Source organism: Cohnella faecalis, assembly GCF_003570905.1.
Classification (GTDB): Bacteria; Bacillota; Bacilli; order Paenibacillales; family Paenibacillaceae; genus Cohnella; species Cohnella faecalis.
On sequence record NZ_QXJM01000039.1, the window covers coordinates 1210331 to 1233505 of the forward strand.

17 protein-coding genes, 15 tRNA genes and 3 rRNA genes are annotated in these 23175 nt (G+C 51.9%); 28 read left to right on the plus strand and 7 right to left on the minus strand.

Annotated features, from left to right (window positions below):
- Nucleotides 1-151: 151 nt before the first annotated feature.
- The 3 genes from D3H35_RS18460 to D3H35_RS18470 all read right to left on the minus strand — a co-directional run bounded on the left by D3H35_RS18460 (nucleotide 152) and on the right by D3H35_RS18470 (nucleotide 3030).
- Complete coding sequence (locus D3H35_RS18460) at nucleotides 152-1537, minus strand: MBOAT family O-acyltransferase (RefSeq protein ID WP_119150692.1); 1386 nt, start codon at nucleotides 1535-1537, stop codon at nucleotides 152-154.
- A complete protein-coding gene (locus D3H35_RS18465; protein WP_119150693.1) occupies nucleotides 1534-2514 on the minus strand; it encodes an SGNH/GDSL hydrolase family protein in 981 nt (326 codons plus the stop codon). The genes D3H35_RS18460 and D3H35_RS18465 overlap by 4 nt, the downstream gene beginning before the upstream one ends.
- 120 nt (nucleotides 2515-2634) lie before the next feature.
- On the minus strand, nucleotides 2635-3030 hold the full coding sequence (locus tag D3H35_RS18470; RefSeq protein WP_119150694.1) for a hypothetical protein: 396 nt from the start codon (nucleotides 3028-3030) through the stop codon (nucleotides 2635-2637).
- Nucleotides 3031-3253: 223 nt separating this feature from the next.
- Here D3H35_RS18470 and D3H35_RS18475 point away from each other — a divergent pair, with 223 nt between their 5' ends.
- The gene (locus D3H35_RS18475) at nucleotides 3254-3631 is read left to right on the plus strand and encodes an ATPase (protein WP_119150695.1); all 378 of its coding nucleotides are present in this window, start codon (nucleotides 3254-3256) and stop codon (nucleotides 3629-3631) included.
- An 87-nt stretch (nucleotides 3632-3718) separates the two neighbouring features.
- Here the strand turns inward: D3H35_RS18475 and D3H35_RS18480 are convergent, their stop codons facing one another.
- Nucleotides 3719-4801: an EAL domain-containing protein gene (locus D3H35_RS18480; protein WP_119150696.1), complete on the minus strand. Its 1083-nt coding sequence runs from the start codon at nucleotides 4799-4801 to the stop codon at nucleotides 3719-3721.
- Nucleotides 4802-4998: 197 nt separating this feature from the next.
- On the opposite strand from D3H35_RS18480, the gene gatC reads away from it, so the two are divergent.
- The 8 genes from gatC (at nucleotide 4999) to D3H35_RS18520 (ending at nucleotide 12608) form a co-directional block, all read left to right on the plus strand.
- Nucleotides 4999-5286, plus strand: a complete 288-nt coding sequence (gene gatC / locus D3H35_RS18485) for an Asp-tRNA(Asn)/Glu-tRNA(Gln) amidotransferase subunit GatC (protein ID WP_119150697.1) — start codon at nucleotides 4999-5001, stop codon at nucleotides 5284-5286.
- A 16-nt stretch (nucleotides 5287-5302) separates the two neighbouring features.
- A complete protein-coding gene (gene gatA, locus D3H35_RS18490) occupies nucleotides 5303-6763 on the plus strand; it encodes an Asp-tRNA(Asn)/Glu-tRNA(Gln) amidotransferase subunit GatA (RefSeq protein WP_119150698.1) in 1461 nt (486 codons plus the stop codon).
- A 15-nt stretch (nucleotides 6764-6778) separates the two neighbouring features.
- Nucleotides 6779-8221: an Asp-tRNA(Asn)/Glu-tRNA(Gln) amidotransferase subunit GatB gene (gene gatB / locus D3H35_RS18495; protein WP_119150699.1), complete on the plus strand. Its 1443-nt coding sequence runs from the start codon at nucleotides 6779-6781 to the stop codon at nucleotides 8219-8221.
- 101 nt (nucleotides 8222-8322) lie between these two features.
- A complete protein-coding gene (locus tag D3H35_RS18500) occupies nucleotides 8323-8823 on the plus strand; it encodes a GNAT family N-acetyltransferase (RefSeq protein ID WP_119150700.1) in 501 nt (166 codons plus the stop codon).
- 84 nt (nucleotides 8824-8907) lie between these two features.
- The gene (locus tag D3H35_RS18505; protein ID WP_119150701.1) at nucleotides 8908-9606 is read left to right on the plus strand and encodes an MgtC/SapB family protein; all 699 of its coding nucleotides are present in this window, start codon (nucleotides 8908-8910) and stop codon (nucleotides 9604-9606) included.
- An 18-nt stretch (nucleotides 9607-9624) separates the two neighbouring features.
- Nucleotides 9625-10158 carry a TM2 domain-containing protein gene (locus tag D3H35_RS18510; protein WP_119150702.1) on the plus strand — a complete coding sequence of 178 codons (534 nt, stop codon included), beginning with the start codon at nucleotides 9625-9627 and terminating at the stop codon, nucleotides 10156-10158.
- 113 nt (nucleotides 10159-10271) lie between these two features.
- Nucleotides 10272-10703: a Fur family transcriptional regulator gene (locus D3H35_RS18515; RefSeq protein ID WP_119150703.1), complete on the plus strand. Its 432-nt coding sequence runs from the start codon at nucleotides 10272-10274 to the stop codon at nucleotides 10701-10703.
- Nucleotides 10704-10913: 210 nt separating this feature from the next.
- Nucleotides 10914-12608 (plus strand): glycosyl hydrolase family 18 protein, encoded by a 1695-nt coding sequence (locus tag D3H35_RS18520; protein ID WP_119150704.1) that lies wholly within the window; start codon nucleotides 10914-10916, stop codon nucleotides 12606-12608.
- 42 nt (nucleotides 12609-12650) lie between these two features.
- Here D3H35_RS18520 and D3H35_RS18525 read toward each other — a convergent pair whose 3' ends face one another.
- On the minus strand, nucleotides 12651-13025 hold the full coding sequence (locus D3H35_RS18525) for a DUF2614 family zinc ribbon-containing protein (RefSeq protein ID WP_119150705.1): 375 nt from the start codon (nucleotides 13023-13025) through the stop codon (nucleotides 12651-12653).
- Nucleotides 13026-13188: 163 nt separating this feature from the next.
- On the opposite strand from D3H35_RS18525, the gene D3H35_RS18530 reads away from it, so the two are divergent.
- The 19 genes from D3H35_RS18530 to D3H35_RS18620 all read left to right on the plus strand — a co-directional run bounded on the left by D3H35_RS18530 (nucleotide 13189) and on the right by D3H35_RS18620 (nucleotide 20933).
- Nucleotides 13189-14073: a nucleotidyltransferase-like protein gene (locus D3H35_RS18530; RefSeq protein ID WP_119150706.1), complete on the plus strand. Its 885-nt coding sequence runs from the start codon at nucleotides 13189-13191 to the stop codon at nucleotides 14071-14073.
- 361 nt (nucleotides 14074-14434) lie between these two features.
- Nucleotides 14435-15987, plus strand: a 16S ribosomal RNA gene (locus tag D3H35_RS18535).
- A gap of 255 nt (nucleotides 15988-16242) precedes the next feature.
- Nucleotides 16243-19169 (plus strand): 23S ribosomal RNA (locus tag D3H35_RS18540).
- Nucleotides 19170-19321: 152 nt separating this feature from the next.
- Nucleotides 19322-19438 (plus strand): 5S ribosomal RNA (gene rrf / locus D3H35_RS18545).
- Together the 16S, 23S and 5S rRNA genes with 15 tRNA genes alongside form the textbook arrangement of a ribosomal RNA operon.
- Before the next feature lie 33 nt (nucleotides 19439-19471).
- Nucleotides 19472-19547: transfer RNA gene (locus D3H35_RS18550), tRNA-Asn, on the plus strand.
- 5 nt (nucleotides 19548-19552) lie between these two features.
- Nucleotides 19553-19645 (plus strand) — tRNA-Ser (locus D3H35_RS18555).
- A 14-nt stretch (nucleotides 19646-19659) separates the two neighbouring features.
- Nucleotides 19660-19734 (plus strand) — tRNA-Glu (locus D3H35_RS18560).
- A 100-nt stretch (nucleotides 19735-19834) separates the two neighbouring features.
- A tRNA-Met gene (locus D3H35_RS18565) sits at nucleotides 19835-19910 on the plus strand.
- 34 nt (nucleotides 19911-19944) lie between these two features.
- A tRNA-Asp gene (locus tag D3H35_RS18570) sits at nucleotides 19945-20021 on the plus strand.
- An 11-nt stretch (nucleotides 20022-20032) separates the two neighbouring features.
- Nucleotides 20033-20108, plus strand: a tRNA-Phe gene (locus tag D3H35_RS18575).
- A 22-nt stretch (nucleotides 20109-20130) separates the two neighbouring features.
- Nucleotides 20131-20206: transfer RNA gene (locus tag D3H35_RS18580), tRNA-Thr, on the plus strand.
- Nucleotides 20207-20222: 16 nt separating this feature from the next.
- Nucleotides 20223-20306, plus strand: a tRNA-Tyr gene (locus tag D3H35_RS18585).
- Between the two features lie 12 nt (nucleotides 20307-20318).
- Nucleotides 20319-20392: transfer RNA gene (locus D3H35_RS18590), tRNA-Trp, on the plus strand.
- 19 nt (nucleotides 20393-20411) lie between these two features.
- Nucleotides 20412-20487 (plus strand) — tRNA-His (locus D3H35_RS18595).
- A 15-nt stretch (nucleotides 20488-20502) separates the two neighbouring features.
- Nucleotides 20503-20577 (plus strand) — tRNA-Gln (locus tag D3H35_RS18600).
- A gap of 8 nt (nucleotides 20578-20585) precedes the next feature.
- Nucleotides 20586-20660 (plus strand) — tRNA-Gly (locus D3H35_RS18605).
- A 12-nt stretch (nucleotides 20661-20672) separates the two neighbouring features.
- A tRNA-Cys gene (locus D3H35_RS18610) sits at nucleotides 20673-20746 on the plus strand.
- 15 nt (nucleotides 20747-20761) lie between these two features.
- Nucleotides 20762-20838, plus strand: a tRNA-Arg gene (locus tag D3H35_RS18615).
- 9 nt (nucleotides 20839-20847) lie between these two features.
- A tRNA-Leu gene (locus D3H35_RS18620) sits at nucleotides 20848-20933 on the plus strand.
- Nucleotides 20934-21083: 150 nt separating this feature from the next.
- Here D3H35_RS18620 and D3H35_RS18625 read toward each other — a convergent pair.
- Nucleotides 21084-22493 (minus strand): MFS transporter, encoded by a 1410-nt coding sequence (locus D3H35_RS18625; protein WP_119150707.1) that lies wholly within the window; start codon nucleotides 22491-22493, stop codon nucleotides 21084-21086.
- Nucleotides 22494-22638: 145 nt separating this feature from the next.
- Nucleotides 22639-23175, minus strand: a complete 537-nt coding sequence (locus tag D3H35_RS18630; protein ID WP_119150708.1) for a TetR/AcrR family transcriptional regulator — start codon at nucleotides 23173-23175, stop codon at nucleotides 22639-22641.

Below are 23175 nucleotides of genomic sequence, written 5' to 3' on the forward strand. Positions count from 1 at the left end.
CTAATCAGCAAAATGGACGTAATTTTTGCAACCAAATCACTTTACATTTTCCGTGTAAAGTGAACTCGCGAAAAACCGCAAAAGTGTAAAGCGTTAATCTAAATGCGCGACGGACCCGGTGTGTGCCGGAATATCCGCCGCGCATTTATAATTAGAATTGGAAGTAGATGAATGGGCTTGAGTTGCCTGGGAGAAGAATCACAATGCCAACTATCACGAAAGAAAGTAAGAACAAACCCTTGAACGAAAATATATCTACGACGAGATAATTATTGATTTTCTTCCCAATGAAGTGCGCTGCAATAACGATAGGTATTATTGCAATCAATGAAGTTGCATACCATATTGTTCCACCAGAGCTAACAAAAAGAAGCTTGTTTATAATCTGACTTGATACTGAAAAGTCAGATGATCGAAAGAACACCCACGTTATACATATAAATAAAAATGTAATTAGCCATGAAAAAAATGAATAGGCGATATAAGATCGTTCAAATTTTATTTTCATAAATAACTTATGTACAACTAGCCCTATACCGTGGAGCATTCCCCATATAACAAAATTCCAACTAGCCCCGTGCCATAAACCACCTAAAACCATCACAATGATGAGGTTAATATATGTCATTGCTTTACCTTTTCTATTCCCACCCAAAGAAAAATATAGGTACTCTCTTAACCAAGAAGAGAGGGAGATATGCCAACGCCTCCAAAATTCCGTCACATTCCGCGATAGATATGGAAGGTTGAAGTTTTTGGGAATATCGAATCCTAGCATTTTAGCCGACCCAATCGCCATATCGCTATAACCTGAGAAGTCGCAATATATTTGAATAGCGTATGCGATCACTGCTAACCATACCGTAGAAGAACTATACTGCTGAGGATTTGCAAACACGGGATCAACAAAATATGCAAGCCTATCCGCTATCAACAACTTTTTGATCAATCCAAAAATAAAAATTTGAGATCCAGTAATGATATTTGAAGCCCTGATTTTTATTTCTTCCTTTAGTTGTGGCAAAAAATGCTTTGGTTTTAATATAGGCCCTGCAATGAGATGCGGGAAAAATGATACTAATAACGCTAGATCGATAAACGATTTAGATGATTTATTTTCGCCTCTGTATACGTCAATAACATAACTCATTACTTCAAAAGTAATAAAAGAAATACCTACAGGTAGGATAATAGATAACAGTGGTAAACTCGTCCCAAATTCATTTAACAATTGGTTTGCTGAATCAATGAAAAAATTAAAGTATTTGAAGAACCCAAGTATTACTAAGTTAAAGACAACTGAAATGATTAGCCAGTACTTTTTGCGGGTTGATGTTCGTTCTATCTGGATGGCAATTTGATAGTTAACAAAAGATAATAGAAACATTAAAGCTGTAAATCTCCAATCCCACCAGGCATAGAAGAAATAACTAGCGACTAATAGGAAAATTTTTTTCAATTGATTTGTTTTAAGTAGAGCTATTGAAAGAATGACGACACATAAAAATACTATGTATTCTATGCTTGAGAATATCATCTGGACACCTGCTTGAAGTATTTATTCAGTTCATCAGCGATTAATTTATGACCAATCTTATTTATGTGTCCGGTTCCGGGGACAGTATTGTTAAAGCCGTGAGCTGGTTGTTGTGTTTTCTGAAAACTTTCTATGAAAGGCAGCCTCATATTGATAAAGTCTAATCCGATTTCTGATGACTTTGTTTCAAGGTAATCTTCTAACGAATTATCGTTTTCATAATGGTAGTAATCAATTGTAGGTATATATAAAACGACAACATTGGTATAAGATTGCTTCATTTGTTCTAACATCCAAGATGCAGCTTCATGATCAAATGTCTGTATTTTATCCTTAGGTGGAGAACTTTGGATAAGGTTCTGCAAATTAATGAACGCTTTTCTGACAACGGAGATTTCAGAAATGAAATTTAGTTGAGGTATCTTTTCGGCGATTATGTTACTTCTACTAAGATGTTCATTCTTTAAGGCGCGGTATTGCCCTTGGTATTTCTCAACGTAAAAATCGCTATTTTTATTAAATGCATCACCATAAAAATCATCTTGATTCAATTGAATAATCGTAAAGTCTGGATCAATTTCTTTCTTATAATATGATGCTAGTTGTATGTAAGTTGCAGGAGAAGCGCCGCTCCTTCCGGCATTAATAACATCAATAGTTTTACTTTTATTATCGAGTAAGCTGCTGAATAATTGCTTATCACTAACTTGAAGTCCTTCGGTATATGAGTCTCCAAGTACTAAATAGCGCATGTTTCCATTTTTCTGATGAAGTTCTACGTTGCGCATTCCCAAACTATTAAATTTTGTGATCGAGTATCCTTCTTCTCCTGATATACGGATCCCTTTACTCAAAATCCTGCCTAGAATCGGATCATCGTGCGTGGCAGGAGAACTGTAAAACGCTACTCTTGAAATAACTTCCCATAACATTAGAGATAGCATTCCAGCGGTCAAAGCTTTTAATAAAAATTTCAAAAATATCACCTCGATTCGACATTATACCCCTATTTCTGCATGGGTGGTATAATTTTCTTCTTAATCGAAAAATCGCTAATTATAAATAAAATGAAGAACACGTCCCTTAACGGGGGCTTTTTATGGACAACCTCCAGGATCAAGCACATAAGGAGAATCAATGCTCATCTTCCCGAACTGATTAGCATAATCCTCGATCTTATCCTGTAAGTCCTCATTAAGTATCTTACGCTTGATTCCGTGCCGGCCGTTTACTCCCTTTATCGATGTGTGCACATATACAACATCCTCGCCGTTATCTTCTAACCAAGCATGGACTACGTTAGCGCGCATTTCCTTCTGTAACTCCTTAAGATCGTTCCTTATTCGCTTGCCAAACAATTTGGTGATAGAGATCGGCATGCTTTTAAACGATATACGCGATTCGCTTAAGTCGTTGATTGTATTGATTGCTACTTTAATGAGACAAGTCAAATGTACAAACTTGCGGATTTGCATTAATTCGGATTCGGTCATGTGACACCCCCTTTGATATTATAATGGGAATGTATGCTCTTATTCGATGAACAATAGATTTCTCACAAAAAAATCACGTCGACCATGATTTAACGTGAATATTTAGCTTGATCGTGAATAAAAGAATCCAAGAAAATAAGTAGTTTGACTCGACCGTGAACAATAACTACAATTCTAGTAGGATAGAACTATTACCACGTCATATCGGGGGAGGTACAACGCTATGTTGAAGCTCGGGGATAAAATCATCATAGTCGGAGACCGGTTCGAGCAGAACCTGCCGCTTGAGGAGTACGGGTATCTCATTGCCTACGATCGCAATAACGACAGTGCGTTCGATTATATCATTCGCGTACCGAAGGCGAATCGTCAATATTACGTTCCCGCGTCCGACGTGGAGCTGGAAGAGACTTTGTTCGGACAGGAAGCGGAGCGCATCGAGAGAGAAGCGCTTATCGATTTCGCGCTCGCTACCCGCAACGAGGAGCTGTTCCGCCGGATCATGAACGGCGAGGAAGCCGCCGAACCGGAAGAGAGCGGCAAGGAAGTGCTTAGCCGAGAAGAGTTCATCCGACAAGTCAACTTGAAGGCTTGGATATAAGCAAGCTTCTCGCGCAATAGGATAGGGCTGTTCGACAATCGGAATCCGGCATGACGATTCCGTTGCGAACAGCCCTTTTCCATTGGCTTATAGAGGAACGGGGGCGGCTTTGCCGAACAAATAGCCTTGGTACAGCGGAACGCCGGCTTCTCGCAAATAGCGCCATTCTTCTTCGCGTTCGACTCCTTCCGCCAGCACGACGCCATGATATCGGGATGCCCGGTCAAGCAGCTTTTTAATGTAAGCTTGCTTGACCGGATCCCGATCGCAGCCGCTCACCCATTGACGGTCCATTTTCACGTAATCGGGTTTAAGGCGCTCGACCGTCTCCAAGGTAGCATATCCGTCGCCGACATCGTCGAGCGCCAGCAATACGCCCTGCTCGCGGCAAAGATTGAATATCCGGCTTAATTCGGGATGATCCAGTCTTTCCGTTTCGACTACCTCGAACACTAGATCGCGAGGGTCGGTCCCGGAGCTGCGAATCGTTTCGAAAGTGCCGTTCAGGCAGCGATCCGGCGAAATGAGAGACGAAGGCAAGAAGTTAATGAATCGTTTCATTCCCTGGGGCAGGTGAGAGGCGCTGAAATTGACGGCCGCTTCGCGGGCTTCCCGATCGAGAAAGGAATGCTGCCCGATGCTTCTAGCCGTCTCGAATAGCTCGGCCGGCCGAAAAGGTTGCTGTTCGGGAAGCGGACGGAGCAAACATTCGTAGCCTGCGATCGTTCCGTCCGGCTGCACGACAGGCTGCAAATAGGTCGTAAAATGGCGATGCAGAATGTAATCGGAGACGCTTCGTCCGCCAACCGAACCGAACAGCCCCGACAACCATTCCCACTCGGATGAAAAAGACTCGGAACTTCCTTCCGCGCTCGATGCCGAAGAGCTGCCGCCCGGTTTGCCGTCCGTTTGCTTGAAGCGGCATCGTATGGCATTGGCCTCTTCTGCGCGCATCCGATTTTGTAATCTGCTCAACAGGCCAAGCAGCTCGCGGTAGCTGGCGTACCGATAGATGGTTTGGTCGGCCGGCGTGTTCTCGCCGGCGAATTCCCGAACGGTATCGTGCAGAATCGGGTAAGCGTCCATATCCTCCGCTGCGAACTCGACCAGTCCGGAGTCCCGAAGCGGAGCCGTTCGACGCAATAATCTAGGCGGTGACGCAATTTTCATGATCGTACCTCCTTGTCCGTACGCTTGCCCATCCTTTGAAGGAGGGAATCGCCCGGCTGCCGCGCCGGTTCCATTTCACCATAGTATTACCCGTTTTCCGACGATATGTAACGACTTTCCCGTCATTGAGTTCGCAGAGCTTGTCTTATATAATAAGGAATTAAAATATGTTGACGTATGAGGGAGGAGCGCAGGCGATGAGCATTACCGTCAAAGACGTCGAGCATGTCGCGAATTTGGCTCGGCTTGAGCTGTCCGATTCGGAAAAGGAACAGTTCGCCGGCCAATTGAACGCGATTTTGAAGTATGCGGAGAAATTGAACGAGCTTGATACGGAAGGCGTCGAGCCTACGAGCCACGTGCTTCCGCTCGCCAATGTGATGAGGGAGGACGTAGCCGCCCCGTCTTGGCCGATCGAGAAAGTCATGGCGAACGCTCCGGAGGAAGAAGAAGGACAATTCAAAGTGCCGGCTGTGCTGGAGTAAAGAGGAGGAACCTGTTTTGTCGCTTTTCGACTCGCGAATTTCTGACGTACATAACCGATTGAACAATAAAGAGCTTTCCGTCTCGGAGCTCGTCGAAGCTTCCTTAGCGCGCATTTCGGCGACGGACTCGGCGCTCGGCGCTTTTTTGACGCTGGACGAAGAGGGCGCTCGCGCCCAAGCGAAAAAGCTGGACGCCGCTCTGGCTTCCGGCGAAGAGCGCGGCTTGTTGTTCGGCCTTCCGGCCGGCATCAAGGACAATATCGTGACGGAAGGGCTGCGCACGACTTGCGCTAGCCAATTTTTGGACAATTTCACGCCGATTTACGATGCCGAGGTTATCCATAAGCTTCGTTCCGCGCAATCGGTCACGGTCGGCAAGCTGAATATGGACGAATTCGCCATGGGCGGCTCCAACGAGAACTCGTCTTACGGTCCGGTTCGCAACCCTTGGGATACGACCCGCGTACCGGGAGGCTCAAGCGGCGGCTCCGCGGCTGCGGTCGCTGCCGGGCAAGTTTATTTCGCGCTCGGCTCGGATACCGGCGGATCGATTCGCCAGCCTGCGGCCTACTGCGGCGTCGTCGGCCTCAAGCCGACCTATGGCCTCGTGTCCCGTTTCGGCCTCGTGGCGTTTGCTTCGTCGCTCGATCAGATCGGCCCGATTACCAAGAACGTTGAAGACTCGGCTTACGTCCTGCAAGCGATTGCGGGTCACGATGCCAAGGATTCGACGTCCGCGAACGTGAGCATTCCGGATTACGTCTCCTCTCTTACCGGGGACGTGAAGGGCTTGCGCATCGGCGTACCGAAGGAATATATCGGCCAAGGCATCGATCCGCAAGTGAAGGAGCGGGTGCTTGAGGCGCTGAAGGTGTTCGAATCGATGGGAGCCGTGTGGGAAGAAATCTCTCTGCCGCACACGGAATATGCCGTCGCTACTTATTATTTGCTCGCCTCGTCCGAGGCATCCTCGAACCTGGCCCGCTTTGACGGTGTCCGTTACGGCGTTCGGGCGGACAATCCCGCCAACCTGATGGATCTGTACCGCCGTTCGCGCAGCGAAGGCTTCGGTTCGGAGGTGAAGCGGCGGATTATGCTAGGCACTTACGCGCTTAGCTCCGGCTATTACGACGCCTACTACAAAAAAGCGCAGCAGGTTCGTACGCTGATCAAACGCGATTTCGACCAGGCGTTCGAGAAATTCGACCTGATCATCGGGCCGACAGCCCCGACGCCGGCTTTCAAGCTCGGCGAACAGGTGGACGATCCGCTCACGATGTATTTGAACGATATCGTCACAATTCCGGTCAGCCTGGCGGGGGTTCCGGCTGTCAGCGTGCCTTGCGGCTTGGCGGACGGTCTTCCCGTCGGCCTGCAAATTATCGGCAAGCCCTTCGACGAAGCGACGGTGCTTCGCGCCGCGCACGCGTACGAAGGTCAAACCGAACATCACAAATCGCGGCCGGCGCTGGCTTAAGGGGGAACCGACAACATGTCTACGATGAACAAATACGAAACGGTCGTCGGCCTGGAAGTGCACGTCGAGCTGCACACGCAATCGAAAATATTTTGCGGCTGCTCGACCTCTTTCGGCGCACCTCCCAATACGCATACGTGTCCGGTTTGCCTCGGACATCCCGGCGTCCTGCCGGTATTGAACCGCCAAGCGGTGGAATATGCTATGAAAGCGGCAATGGCTATCAACTGCGAAATCGCGGAATGGTGCAAGTTCGATCGCAAAAACTATTTTTATCCCGATTCGCCGAAGGCGTACCAAATTTCTCAATACGATCAGCCGATCGGCCAGAACGGCTGGATTGATATCGAAGTGAACGGCGTCACGAAGCGGATCGGCGTAACTCGCCTTCATCTGGAAGAGGATGCCGGCAAGCTGACCCATATCGAGGGGGGCTACGGCTCGCTCGCCGATTTCAACCGCGTCGGCACGCCCCTTGTCGAGATCGTATCGGAGCCGGATATCCGTTCTCCAGAGGAAGCGAAGGCTTATCTGGAGAAGCTCAAAGCGATCATGCAATACTGCGACGTGTCCGACGTGAAAATGGAGGAAGGCTCTCTCCGCTGCGACGCGAACATTAGCATTCGTCCTCGCGGCCAGAAGGAATTCGGCACACGGACGGAGCTGAAGAACATGAACTCGTTCCGAGGCGTGCAGCGCGGTCTCGAGCACGAGGAGCTCCGTCAGGCTGACGTTCTCGACAGCGGAGGCCGCGTCGTTCAGGAGACGCGCCGATGGGACGAGGGACAAGGGAAAACGATCAGCATGCGCAGCAAGGAAGAAGCTCACGATTACCGCTACTTCCCCGACCCGGATCTTGTACGTCTGCATATCGACGCGGAATGGAAAGCGCGCGTGAAAGCGTCGATTCCCGAGCTGCCGGACGCTCGTCAGGCGCGCTATGTCGCCGAATACGGGTTGTCGTCCTACGATGCGGGCGTTCTGACCGCTTCCATGAAGCTGGCTGATTTTTTCGAGGACAGCTTGAAATACACGTCCGATGCCAAGGCGTCGGCCAACTGGATCATGGGCGAATTGCTCGGTTACTTGAATTCCAACGGTCTGGAGCTTCAGGACGTCAAGATTACAGGCCAAGGGCTTGGGGAAATGATCCAGCTCATCGAAAAAGGAACGATCAGCAACAAAATCGCCAAAACCGTCTTCAAGGGCATGATCGAAACCGGTCGTTCCCCGCAGCAAATCGTCGAAGCCGAAGGGCTCGTGCAAATTAGCGACGAAGGAGCCATTATTGCCGTCGTCGATGCGATCATCGCGGCCAACCCGCAATCGGTCGAGGATTTCCGGGGCGGCAAAGACAAGGCGATCGGCTTCCTTGTCGGTCAGATCATGAAGGAAACGAAGGGAAAAGCGAATCCCGGGCTCGTTAATAAGCTGCTCATGGATCGGCTTAAAGCATAGCGAACAAGCAAGAGGACAACGACAGATCCGCGAGCAAGCGGATTTGTCGTTTCTTCGTTCCGCGGCGTTCGGGAGCAAGAGGGAAGGGGGAAGCGACAAGGATGCCAAGCATCGTCCTTTTGGATATGAGCGATCCGGACATCGCGGAGGAGCTGTGGTCGCTGCAGCATGCCGCATACCGGGAAGAGGCCAAGCTAATAGGAGTGCCGGATTTGCCGCCTCTTAAGGATACGGTGAAGGATTTGCAAACGTCCCGCGAAACCTTCTATGGCATGATAGACGCTTCGGATGGCGAACTGACAGGCGCTTTATCGACGTCTTCCGGTTCGAATGGCCGGATTGTCATTTGTCGTGTCATGGTTCGGCCCGATCGGTTCCGCCAGCGGATCGGAAGCAGGCTGCTTGAGCACGTATTGTTTCATGGGCAATCGCCCCGGCAGGCCAAGCAGAGCGTCTACGAGGTGACTGCGGAAGCCCGCAACATTCCCGCTATCCGGCTCTACGAGCGATATGGATTTTATCGATCGGAGACTTACCATCCGTTGCCGGGAGTCGCCATGATCCGCTTCGTGCGAGCTTCTTCTTCCACGACCTCGGACTAGGCTCCGACCCCGCCGAAGAGCCGTTGTCGGCTAATTTTCCGTCATGCTAATATGAATACAAATCGATCGGGGATGAAGACAGGCATGCGCGACCCTTGGATGATTAGCAACTTGGATATGGTGCTGCGGTTGATGCTTTCCGTACTGATCGGCGGTCTGATCGGATTGGAACGGGAGCGTAAAAATCATGCGGCGGGCCTGCGTACGCACATTCTCGTCTGCTTGGGATCGTGTCTCATCATGATCCTCTCGATGTATGGGTTCGCCGATTTCGCGGACGAAGCGAACGTAAGGCTCGACCCTGCGCGTCTGGCAGCGCAAGTCATTACCGGCATCGGGTTCCTGGGCGCTGGAACGATCGTCATCACCGGGCGTTCCATCAGCGGGCTCACGACGGCGGCTTCGCTGTGGGTCGTTATGGCTATGGGTCTTAGCGTCGGAGCGGGCTTTTACGTGCCGGCAGGTGTCGCGGCCGTGCTTGTTCTCTTGACCTTATGGGGCTTGAACATCGTCGAGAAGCGATTCGTTCGCCAACGGGTAGAAGCGACTCTGTCGCTGGTGCTGGAATCGCAGGCGCCCGCTTTGGAGAGCTTGCAGCAGCTTCTGGCGGATCATGGGATCAAGATTGTGAAAATCCGGCTGTCCGACTCGGACCACGATTCCGATAGCATCGCGGCAAGACATGTTCAATTAAAAGTTACTCTCCCGAAGGCGGATCAACTGCTTTCCGTTGCCGACTATTTGCGGCAGGTTCAAGGAGTCGTCTCCGTATCGGCGGAATAATGGAGGAGGATTAGGGCTATGCAAGAGCCTGTGGCGGGCAGAAAAAGCAAGTGGGCGGCCGGTATCTTTTCGTTTTTCGTTCCGGGCACGGGCCATATGTATTTGGGATTAATGGTAAAAGGCATCATCATGATGCTGCTTTTAGTGTTTGATATTTGTGCTATATACTACATGGCTACGGAAGGGAAGAACGATCTTTCCGTCGTACTTCTTAGCCTGCTGCTTCCTATCATTTATTTTTACAGTCTGTTCGATTCGCTGCAAAGCACCGACTTCGTCAACGAAAGAATCGCGCGGCGGCCGGGGTTTCCTTCGCAGGAAGGATGGAACGGCATGCCTCCCGCGCATGAAGGAGCCGGGCAGAGCGTACCTGCGGCCAGCGTCGTTCTGATCGTCGTCGTGCTTGCGGCCATTGTTGTTACCGTCGGCTCGGATTGGAGCCGCAACGTTATTCATTCGTCGGGTACTCTTATAACGGCCGTGGTGCTAATCGGCGTCGGTCTCGTCCTCTGGCTCGTGCACAAATGGGCGGACAACGGCAAGAAAGAATGACGCAGACGACAAACGAGAGAGCGCCCGGGCAGTCAGGGTGCTTTCTTCCATTGACAAGGCCGAGACAACAAACGTAAAATAATTCTAAACAAGCATGAAAGGCTGTGATGAGCATGGATTCCCAGGTAGAGCATGCCGTGGACCAGCTCAAATCCGGCGGTGTCCGAATGACTCCCCAGCGTTACGCTATCCTGAAGTATTTGATGGAATCGTATTCGCATCCGACAGCTGACGAGATCTACCGATCGCTTGCTCCGGAGTATCCGAGCTTAAGCGTAGCTACTGTCTACAACAACCTGAAGCTGTTCGTGGACGCGGGACTTGTCCGTGAACTGACGTACGGGGACGATTCAAGCCGGTTTGACGCGGATTTGTCCGATCATTATCATGTAATTTGCTCCGGCTGCGGCACGATGGTCGATTTCGAGCATCCTCCGGTCAAGCAAATGGAAGAATCCGCCGCCGCGGCGACAGGATTTCGAATCCACGGTCACCGCATGGAATTTTACGGGCATTGTCCGGCATGCGTCGGCAAGCTGTCTTAACATCGACTATTTAATTCAAGAGCGCGCGGGGTCTAATAGCCTTCGCGCGCTCCTGTTATATACGGGGGAAATCAGGCGGCCCTTGCAACTATTCGACAAGCAGGATCGTCCAACAAGTTGAAATCAGCATAGGAGAGTGAAGGATTGAACTCGACCAGATTGACAGATCCCCGCCGACGCCGCCGTAGGCTGGGACCTTGGATAGCTCTGATGTTTTTGTTATTCGTAATGGCAGCGGGAGCAGCGTGGTGGCTGTCAGCCAATCTTCCGAACAGTGAGCATACGACTCCCGACTACCGTTCGAAACCGTCAGCAATTATGATTCGAGGAGAATGGACCGGCGCTTACGCGCGGGGCGACGGAGAAGGCATTCGCCTTCCGCTCGAGGTTGCGCAGAAGCTGTTGGGAGACGGAGTGCGCTACGAATCCGGCACGGAATCGATCATATTGACTACGGATACGGGAGTGTTGCATTTTAAGACCGGCGATTTGGACGCCACGTTGAACAGAAAGCCTTTCACGCTTCGTTTTTCCGCTGAGAAAGTGGACGGCAAGCTGTATTTGCCGCTCGCTCCTCTGAAGGAGTTGTTCGGAGTTCGCTCGGAGGTGGAAGACGGTACCGGTATCGTAACGCTGCTCATGCCTGATTCGACCATTCCCCGTGTGAGCGTGAAAGAGGGGAAGAAGAAGGGCGCCAAGCTGCGAAGCGGTCCGGACAAGTCCTATCCGATCGTAGAGGATTTGGAGCCGGGTGCAGCTTTGAGAGCATGGAGCGAGAGCAAAGACGAGGATAACGGCTGGTATCGGGTGCAAGCGAAGTCAGGCCAGATCGGCTTTGTTTCTCCCAAAGACGTCGAACCGCTGGAAGCGGAGAAAGTGTCTTCCGCAGGCAAGAACGACCAAGATAAGCCGTTCGTAGCTTGGAAAACCGAAGGACAGCGAATCAATTTAACCTGGGAAGCCATCTATAGCGTACAGCCGGATACGAAGGAGATTGGGGAGCTGAAGGGGGTCAATGTCGTAAGTCCGACCTGGTTCGAGCTTTTGGACGGGACGGGAACGATCCGCAGCAAAGCCGACGCGGGGTATTCGGCTTGGGCGAGAGCCAAAGGCATTCAAGTATGGGGGTTGTTCAACAACAGCTTCGATCCGGACAGGACGACGCAGGCGCTCGCTTCCTATGAAAGCCGTTTTCGAATGATTCAGCAATTGTCGGCTTACGCCAAGACGTTTCGACTGCAGGGAATCAATATCGATTTCGAGAACGTGAAGACTAGCGACAAGGACAATCTCGTTCAATTCGTTCGCGAAATGACGCCGATTTTGCACGAGCAAGGTCTTGTCGTGTCCATCGACGTCACGCCCAAATCTTCGAGCGAAATGTGGTCGTTGTTCCTGGATCGGGCCAGGCTCGGGCAAGTCGTTGACTTTATGATGCTGATGGCTTACGACGAGCATTGGGCGTCGAGTCCGGTGGCCGGCTCGGTATCTTCGCTTCCTTGGGCGGAGAACTCGGTGAAACGATTGCTCGAGGAGGAGGACGTGCCTTCCGAGAAGCTGATTTTGGGTATCCCCTTCTATGCGCGAGAATGGACGGAGACGCCGGACGGGCAAGGCGGAGTGAAGGTTTCTTCCAAGGCGTATGGAATGGATGCGATTGCCAAGACGATCAAGAGCAAGAAGCTTACGCCGACGGTAGACGAAGAAACCGGACAGCATTACGTGGAATATAAAGATAAGGACGTCGTCAAAAAAATATGGCTCGAGGACGACAAGTCCATTCAAGCCCGAGCCGAATTGGTCAAAAAATATAACCTGGCCGGCATCGCAAGCTGGAGCCGATCTTTTGCTTCGGAGGACATTTGGGCTTTATTGGACAAGCATCTGCAAAGCGGCAAACAATAAAAAAAGCGGTTCTGGCGTCAAAACGCCTCGAACCGCTTTTTTTTATTCCGCCGCGGGTGCGGCGGCCGTCCGTTCGTCGTCTCCGAGCGTCGGAGCGTGCGTCGGGTCCACCGTCAAAATCGTATGGCAGTACATGCACCGATCCGTCGTTCCAAGCATTTTCGTTCTTTTTCCGCATTCCGGACAATCGAGAACGGGGGCGCTCGTCGACAGCATGCCGACCCAGAAATAAATAGCCATGCTGGCAAAACAGCTGATCATACCGAACACCATGAAGATGCCCGCGATAATTTTGCCGACGACTCCTCCGAACAGCAGAATGCCGCCGGTTCCGAACACCATCAGTCCCATTCCGACCAAAGTAAGCAGCAGCGCCCAAGTGCGCAGCGTCGATATTTTACTGGCTTTCCATTTCATCGTAAGTTGCTCCCGTCATTGTTCGTTCCGGCATGCAGGAAACCGGAGGGGTGTTGTAGAACTACGTATTTGCGACTTTCATTATAGCTCAAATTCGGCGGTCAGGCCAACTAGAAACAGCTGCGGGATTCCCGCCGAACGAGCGGTAAAAGCGGTGATTGGAATGGATAAGAAGCATTTGCCGTATACCGATCTCTTTCGAGACGATGAAAATACGGTAGCCTTGTTGTTGATTACGAATCCGTTTTCCTTCCAGACTCTCATCGACGGAATGGACAAGCTCGTGCTCGTCATTTGCAAGACGGCGCCCGCGGAACTGGAGACGGAGCATTGGATGGTACAAGACGAGCGTGTCCAGGTTAGGCGGATTACTCCGGAAAGGCTGGAGCGATGGGTTGTGGGAGGCGATCACCGCAGCGTCATTCCATGGCTGGTCGGGGGCGAAATCTTGTACGACCGGGACGGGTATTTGAAAGATTTGCAGGCTCGGCTGAACGATTGGCCTGCGCTTTTGCGCGAGCAGAAGCTGCTCTGTGAATTTTCACGATTTATCCGAACCTATCTTCAAGCCAATCAGGATTTGAAGGACGGACAAATTCTGGATGCTTACAGCAACATACTCGATTCTCTTCATTGCTGGGCGCATATCGCCTTGGTAGAGAAGGGGATGCATCCCGAGCTGACGGTATGGGAGCAGATGCGGCGGGTTAATCCGGGCATCTATAAGCTTTACGAAGAGCTTACGACAAGCGTCGAGACAGTTGAAAAGAGAGTGCAGCTGCTGCTATTGGCGTGCGAATTTTCCGTATTGACCCAAATGAAGTCGTCTTGCGCGTTAATTCTGCGGGTATTGTCCAGCCGCGATGAGCCATGGACGGTTTCCGCCCTTCAGCTTCACCCTCAATTGAAGGGGCTGCCGATCGATTTTTCGTTGCTTCTTCAGAAGCTCGTCATGCGCGGCTTGGTTCGGGAAATAGCCCAGCCTAATCGCGAGCGAGGAGCCGGAATATTGAAGCTTCTATATACGGCACATCACGCAAAAGGCTAATTCCCGATTTATTTTAAGATTAATTGCGATTTAGTGTTGACGAGCCTTGTCGATCTGTGATAAGTTATTACTCGCCGCTTCGAAACGAGTGAGGCGGAAGCAAGACCGGCCGAGAAAAAAAAGGTTCTGGGAAAAAATAAACCTTGCATTAATCGGTTCGGATGTGATACATTATAAAAGTCGCCGTCAGGGCGGCAGGCAACAAAAAGCGAGGCTGAGAAGCCAAGCGATTGCTCCTTGAAAACTGAACATCGAGCGTAATACGGATCCCCGAAGACGAGGCTTAGGCCGAGTCGGAAGGACCAAAAAGTAAGACCAGCTTTGAAAGAGCCATCGAGGTTCTTCAATAAAGTGTAACACTTTAATGGAGAGTTTGATCCTGGCTCAGGACGAACGCTGGCGGCGTGCCTAATACATGCAAGTCGAGCGGATCTTGGAGGGAGCTTGCTCCCGATAAGGTTAGCGGCGGACGGGTGAGTAACACGTAGGCAACCTGCCCTAAGACCGGGATAACATTCGGAAACGAATGCTAAGACCGGATACGCAAGCCTGTCGCATGACGGGCTTGGGAAACACGGAGCAATCTGTGGTTTAGGGATGGGCCTGCGGCGCATTAGCTAGTTGGTGGGGTAACGGCTCACCAAGGCGACGATGCGTAGCCGACCTGAGAGGGTGAACGGCCACACTGGGACTGAGACACGGCCCAGACTCCTACGGGAGGCAGCAGTAGGGAATCTTCCACAATGGGCGCAAGCCTGATGGAGCAACGCCGCGTGAGTGAGGAAGGCTTTCGGGTCGTAAAGCTCTGTTGCCAGGGAAGAATAAGGGTGTGTTAACTGCACATTCGATGACGGTACCTGAGAAGAAAGCCCCGGCTAACTACGTGCCAGCAGCCGCGGTAATACGTAGGGGGCAAGCGTTGTCCGGAATTATTGGGCGTAAAGCGCGCGCAGGCGGTCTTTTAAGTCTGGTGTCTAAGTGCGGGGCTCAACCCCGTGATGCACTGGAAACTGGGAGACTTGAGTGCAGAAGAGGAGAGCGGAATTCCACGTGTAGCGGTGAAATGCGTAGAGATGTGGAGGAACACCAGTGGCGAAGGCGGCTCTCTGGACTGTAACTGACGCTGAGGCGCGAAAGCGTGGGGAGCAAACAGGATTAGATACCCTGGTAGTCCACGCCGTAAACGATGAGTGCTAGGTGTTGGGGGGGTCCACCCCTCGGTGCCGAAGTTAACACATTAAGCACTCCGCCTGGGGAGTACGGTCGCAAGACTGAAACTCAAAGGAATTGACGGGGACCCGCACAAGCAGTGGAGTATGTGGTTTAATTCGAAGCAACGCGAAGAACCTTACCAGGTCTTGACATCCCTCTGACCGGTACAGAGATGTACCTTTCCTTCGGGACAGAGGAGACAGGTGGTGCATGGTTGTCGTCAGCTCGTGTCGTGAGATGTTGGGTTAAGTCCCGCAACGAGCGCAACCCTTGAACTTAGTTGCCAGCACGTTAAGGTGGGCACTCTAGGTTGACTGCCGGTGACAAACCGGAGGAAGGCGGGGATGACGTCAAATCATCATGCCCCTTATGACCTGGGCTACACACGTACTACAATGGCCGGTACAACGGGCTGCGAAGGAGCGATCCGGAGCCAATCCCAGCAAAGCCGGTCTCAGTTCGGATTGTAGGCTGCAACTCGCCTGCATGAAGTCGGAATTGCTAGTAATCGCGGATCAGCATGCCGCGGTGAATACGTTCCCGGGTCTTGTACACACCGCCCGTCACACCACGAGAGTTTACAACACCCGAAGTCGGTGGGGTAACCCGCAAGGGAGCCAGCCGCCGAAGGTGGGGTAGATGATTGGGGTGAAGTCGTAACAAGGTAGCCGTATCGGAAGGTGCGGCTGGATCACCTCCTTTCTAAGGAGCCCGCAAGGGCTATGAAAGTCCACAGCTCGCGTCAGCGAGGTGGCAATCCGTATTGCGCTCGAGTTCAGTTTTGAAGGATTAATTCCTTCAATTAGGTATCATCTTGTACCTTGAAAACCGGATAGCGAAAACGAAATGCGCGAAAGACATCATTCGCCTTACTTGCTGTTGGTTTGCAACGGAAGTTGTGAATCAAGAAGTTGACAACGGAGCATTAGCCTTTGGCTAACGCTAACAGTTGCAACAGGTTAAGCTAATAAGGGCGCACGGAGGATGCCTAGGCGCCAGGAGCCGAAGAAGGACGCGACGAACAGCGATATGCCTCGGGGAGCCGTAAGTGGGCTTTGATCCGGGGATTTCCGAATGGGGAAACCCAGCTGCGGTAATGCGCAGTTACCCTTGACTGAATACATAGGTCATTGGAGGCATACCCGGGGAACTGAAACATCTAAGTACCCGGAGGAGAAGAAAACAAGAGTGATTCCGTCAGTAGCGGCGAGCGAAAGCGGATTAGCCCAAACCTAAGAGCTTGCTCTTAGGGGTTGTGGGACGTCTCACATGGAGTTACAAAGGAGCAGGGTAGACGAAGAGGACTGGAAAGTCCCGTCAAAGAAGGTAACAACCCTGTAGTCGAAAGTCTGCTCCCTCCGAGACGGATCCCGAGTACCGCGGGACACGAGAAACCCGTGGGAATCCGGCAGGACCATCTGCCAAGGCTAAATACTCCCTGGCGACCGATAGTGAACCAGTACCGTGAGGGAAAGGTGAAAAGCACCGCGGGAGCGGAGTGAAAAAGAACCTGAAACCGTGCGCTTACAAGAAGTCAGAGCCCGATCTAGGGGTGATGGCGTGCCTTTTGTAGAATGAACCGGCGAGTTACGTTCACGTGCAAGGTTAAGCTGAAGAGGCGGAGCCGAAGGGAAACCAAGTCTGAATAGGGCGAATAAGTACGTGGTCGTAGACCCGAAACCGTGTGATCTACCCCTGTGCAGGGTGAAGGTGCGGTAACACGCACTGGAGGCCCGAACTCGTGAGCGTTGAAAAGCTCTGGGATGACGTGGGGGTAGGGGAGAAATTCCAATCGAACTCGGAGATAGCTGGTTCTCCCCGAAATAGCTTTAGGGCTAGCCTCGAGGTTAAGCATCATGGAGGTAGAGCACTGATTGGGTGCGGGGCCCGCCAAGGGTTACCAAGTCCAGTCAAACTCCGAATGCCATGTATGTATACTCGGGAGTCAGACGGCGAGTGCTAAGATCCGTCGTCAAGAGGGAAAGAGCCCAGATCATCAGCTAAGGTCCCCAAGTGTGTGTTAAGTGGGAAAGGATGTGGAGTTGCGAAGACAACCAGGATGTTGGCTTAGAAGCAGCCACCATTTAAAGAGTGCGTAATAGCTCACTGGTCGAGTGACTCTGCGCCGAAAATGTAACGGGGCTAAACACACCACCGAAGCTATGGCATGCATACTTAGTATGCTTGGGTAGGGGAGCGTTGTATGCGGGTTGAAGTCAGACCGTAAGGACTGGTGGACTGCATAGAAGTGAGAATGCCGGTATGAGTAACGAAAAGATCAGTGAGAATCTGATCCGCCGAAAGCCTAAGGGTTCCTGGGGAAGGTTCGTCCGCCCAGGGTAAGTCGGGACCTAAGGCGAGGCCGAAAGGCGTAGTCGAAGGACAACAGGTTGAAATTCCTGTACCACCGTAAATCGTTACGAGCGATGGGGGGACGCAGGAGGGCAAGGACGCGAGCGGATGGAAGAGCTCGTCCAAGCAGCAAGAGGGTAGCATAGGCAAATCCGTGCTACGTAACCTCAAGCTGTGATGGGGAGGGAAAATTGCAGTACCGAAGGTCCCGTGCTCACGCTGCCAAGAAAAGCCTCTAGCCAGATGAAGGTGCCCGTACCGTAAACCGACACAGGTGGGCGAGATGAATAGTCTAAGGCGCGCGGAAGAACTCTCGTTAAGGAACTCGGCAAAATGACCCGTAACTTCGGGAGAAGGGGTGCCCCGGTAGTGTGAATAGCACGAGGGGGCCGCAGTGAAGAGGCCCAAGCGACTGTTTAGCAAAAACACAGGTCTGTGCGAAGCCGTAAGGCGAAGTATACGGGCTGACGCCTGCCCGGTGCTGGAAGGTTAAGGGGAGCGGTTAGGGGTAACCCGAAGCTGTGAACCGAAGCCCCAGTAAACGGCGGCCGTAACTATAACGGTCCTAAGGTAGCGAAATTCCTTGTCAGGTAAATTCTGACCCGCACGAATGGCGTAACGATCTTGGGCGCTGTCTCAACGAGAGATCCGGTGAAATTTTAGTACCTGTGAAGATGCAGGTTACCCGCGACGTGACGGAAAGACCCATGGAGCTTTACTGGAGCTTGATATTGAACTTTGGTACGGTCTGTACAGGATAGGTGGGAGCCTTGGAAGCCTGAGCGCCAGCTTAGGTGGAGGCGCCGTTGGGATACCACCCTGATCGTATCGGAGTTCTAACCTGCCACCCTTATCGGGTGGAGGGACCGTGTCAGGCGGCCAGTTTGACTGGGGCGGTCGCCTCCTAAAGAGTAACGGAGGCGCCCCAAGGTTCCCTCAGCGCGGTTGGAAATCGCGCGAAGAGTGCAAAGGCATAAGGGAGCTTGACTGCGAGACCTACAAGTCGAGCAGGGACGAAAGTCGGGCTTAGTGATCCGGTGGTACCGAATGGAAGGGCCATCGCTCAACGGATAAAAGCTACCCTGGGGATAACAGGCTTATCTCCCCCAAGAGTCCACATCGACGGGGAGGTTTGGCACCTCGATGTCGGCTCATCGCATCCTGGGGCTGAAGTAGGTCCCAAGGGTTGGGCTGTTCGCCCATTAAAGCGGTACGCGAGCTGGGTTCAGAACGTCGTGAGACAGTTCGGTCCCTATCTGTCGCGGGCGTAGGAAATTTGAGAGGGGCTGTCCTTAGTACGAGAGGACCGGGATGGACGCGCCGCTGGTGTACCAGTTGTTCCGCCAGGAGCATCGCTGGGTAGCCAAGCGCGGGAGGGATAAGCGCTGAAAGCATCTAAGCGCGAAGCCCGCCTCAAGATGAGATTTCCCAGTATGTAAGACCCCTGGAAGAACACCAGGTTGATAGGCTCGGGGTGGAAGCGCGGCAACGTGTGCAGCTGACGAGTACTAATCGGTCGAGGGCTTATCCTAACAAGCACAGGTAAGACGATGTTTTCTCGCTCATTTCGTTTTCGCATCCGGTTTTCAGGGCGCAAGCCTTGAAACAACGCACGACTGCAACGTATAGCGCAGCTATACAGCCTGCAGCCATGCGGCTTGTGACGACTTCGTCGCACGATCGGTCTGGTGATGATTGCGGAGGGGTTCCACGCGTACCCATCCCGAACACGACCGTTAAGCCCTCCAGCGCCAATGGTACTTGGACCGCAGGGTCCTGGGAGAGTAGGACGTCGCCAGGCCGAAAAGCTTTGCTTTTCTGAATTGTTTAACGTTCCCTGATAGCTCAGTTGGTAGAGCACTCGACTGTTAATCGAGTTGTCACAGGTTCGAGTCCTGTTCGGGGAGCCATATGTGGAGAGGTGTCCGAGTTTGGTCGAAGGAGCACGATTGGAAATCGTGTAGGCGCCAAAAGCGTCTCGAGGGTTCGAATCCCTCTCTCTCCGCCACTATTTTTCTGTACGGCCCGTTGGTCAAGAGGTTAAGACACCTCCCTTTCACGGAGGTAACGGGGGTTCGATTCCCCCACGGGTCACCATTTCTTCTCAAAAATTCCTTAAAATTAGGGGTTGCAAAAAGGTAGACACTTAGGTTATGATATGAGATGTCGCCTTGAAGAGAGAAGATGCTTACAACGACGCGGGGTGGAGCAGCCCGGTAGCTCGTCGGGCTCATAACCCGAAGGCCGCAGGTTCAAATCCTGCCCCGCAACCAATTCACTCTTGACAAGAGTGCGAATTAACAGCATGGAGCTGTGGTGTAGTGGCCTAACATGCCTGCCTGTCACGCAGGAGATCGCGGGTTCGAATCCCGTCAGCTCCGCCACTTTCTTTAACGGCTCGATAGCTCAGCTGGTAGAGCAGAGGACTGAAAATCCTCGTGTCGGCGGTTCGATTCCGTCTCGAGCCACCATTAACATCCTTTCCAACACCTTGCCGGTGTAGCTCAGTTGGTAGAGCAACTGACTTGTAATCAGTAGGTCGGGGGTTCAAATCCTCTCGCCGGCACCATTTTTTCTTTAGCCATGGAGGATTAGCGAAGTGGCCAAACGCGGGAGACTGTAAATCTCTTCCTTCGGGTTCGGTGGTTCAAATCCATCATCCTCCACCAGTTTTACTTTATAGGGGTATAGTTTAAGGGTAGAACAGCGGTCTCCAAAACCGTTAGTGTGGGTTCAATTCCTGCTACCCCTGCCAAAGAACTATCATAACCATGGCGGTCGTGGCGAAGTGGTTAACGCATCGGTTTGTGGATCCGACATTCGGGGGTTCAATTCCCCTCGATCGCCCCATCTTTAATTAAGTGTTGGGGATTAGCCAAGCGGTAAGGCAACGGACTTTGACTCCGTCATTCCTAGGTTCGATCCCTAGATCCCCAGCCATTTAATACGCGGAAATAGCTCAGTGGTAGAGCATCTCGTTGCCAACGAGAAGGTCGCGGGTTCGAGCCCCGTTTTCCGCTCCAATTTCATTTCATGGCGCCATAGCCAAGTGGTAAGGCAAAGCTCTGCAAAAGCTTTACCCCCAGTTCGAATCTGGGTGGCGCCTCCACGATTTTCTAAGTACGCGCCCTTAGCTCAGCTGGATAGAGCGTTTGACTACGAATCAAAAGGCCAGGAGTTCGAATCTCTTAGGGCGCGCCAATTGAATATGCCGGTGTGGCGGAATGGCAGACGCGACGGACTCAAAATCCGTTTTCTGAGAGGAAGTGGGGGTTCGAGTCCCTTCACCGGCACCACTACATAAGACCAACCTTTGGATGAAGATCCAGAGGTTTTTTTATTGCTAATGCGATATAGATCGCTTGAAGTGCGCAGGAAGTAAATAATAAGAAGCCGGTCCGCCAAATAAATGGAGACCGGCTTTTTTCATCACACGGTTATCCTGTCTATAATCCTCCTTCCACGGCAGCTTGCGGGATTTTGCCGCTGGAAGCTCTTGTGAAGGCAAGCACGCTGACAAGTCCGATTCCGATCATTATTGCTCCTGTCAGAAGCGCCGGAACAACATGGTCTCCGAACTCGGCTGGCGTCCGGATCGCTGAACCGGTCTGAAAGACCAATCCTCCGATGGCGATACCGAATACTCCGCCAAGCTCCCGCGTTGCATTGCTCATACCGCTGGCTTCCCCAGCGGACGTTTCGGGAACGGAGGAGAGAATACCGTGCGAGAGCGGGGTGAAGCTTAAGCCCATACCGGCTCCGGCCATCATCATGAGAGGCGCTTGATAGCCGAACGGAAAGTCGACGCCAATCGAAGCTATTAACAGCCCGAAGCCGAGAAGTGCAAGCGTCTGCAAAAGAAGTCCGACTGATAGCACCGATTTCGTGCCGAATCGGTTAACCGCAAGTCCGGCAAGAGGGGCCGCGATCATCGTACAGCCGGTCCATGCCATCTCTCTTATGCCTGCTTCAAGTGCGGAATATCCTTGAGCTTGCTGAAGGAATAACGTCAATAGGAAGATCGCTCCGAATACGCCGGCGTTCATCCAGAAGCCGGCGAATATTAAGGCTGAATATTTACCGTTGCGGAAGAACGAGAAGCGGACGAAGGGCTGTTTGCGTCCGCGTTCCCACAAATAGAAGCAAAGCAGCAGGAGCACGCCGCCAGCCAACGAACCGATGACAATGAAGGAATCCCAACCTTCCGCATTTCCTCTCTCAAGACCGAAGACGAGGCCGAATAAGCCGACACCAAGCAGCAGGATTCCAAGTGGATCGAGCGGTCTTTTGTTGCCTTGAGATTCGTGTAACCACTTTTGGCCAAGGAAGAACGCGAGAACTCCCACCGGAACATTCACCCAAAAGATAAGCTGCCAGGGAGCGCCTTCGACGATAAGACCGCCTACGAGCGGTCCGACGGATAAACCGAGCCCGGAAATGCCCGACCATATGCCGAGAGCGGCGGCTCTCTTTTCGGGAGGGAAAGCGGAGTTTACGAGGGTTAGGCTAAGCGGCACGATAGCCGCCCCGCCAACGCCTTGCAGAGCACGAGACAGAATAAGCTGAATGGAACTGTCGCTTAGTCCCGACAGTGCCGAGCCCAAGGTGAACAGAACGACGCCTGAGAGAAACATGCGCTTGCGGCCCCATCGTTCCCCAAACACGCTGAACGGTATGAGCAGAACGGAGAACGCAAGCGTGTAAGCGTTCATGAACCACTCGAGGTCGGAAATGCCCGCGTCAAACGACTTTTGGATGGAGGGCAACGCGACACCGAGCACTAAATTGTCAAGCATGGCCATGAAGAGAGCCGTACAGGTAACGACTAGCAATCGAACACGAGATACGGTAAACATAATACCACTCCTTTTAATTATTTATTGATAAATAAATATAACGAGAAAAGAATGGGCAAAGCAGCGAATTCGAGCCTTGCCGAACAGAGGCGGGAAGCCGCACTCCAGTGTCTATGTCGCTTCTAAGCCATATGCCGCTTCAATCTTACTTTTTCCCTCTGCGTTCGTTCCATGGGCAAAGCTTCGGCAAATTCAACGCCTCTGACATCGAAATAATGAGTCCATATCCAAAGAAGAGTTGCGCGCTTCGTTCGGGCTCGGTTATGCCAGCTATTTCGAAACGCTCCTTGACTCTTTCGAATACGAGGTCGAATTCTCTGCGGGTGTACTCACGAATAGCGGGCTCGGGTGTCGCATAGGCCATCATGACGAGCATGATTTCGTTGCGGTGGTCGTCGAGGAGCTCGACGAAGGCCTGCCCCATACGCTCCGACAATAGCTCCGCCGGCGCATCGACCGTTGCGAATGCTTGCATGATCAGGCTGGACGCGCGTTCAAGAACCGCAAGGTACAAGGCTTCCTTGGATTTGAAAAAGTGAAAGACATAGGGCTGAGTTACACCGATTGCGCGGGCAACTTCAGCGGTCGTCGTTTTGTAATAGCCAAATTCGGCAAACAGAGCGGCCGCTGCGTCCAGAATTTGCTCTTTGCGGTTAATCGTGGAGTCTTCTCTAGGCGTCAT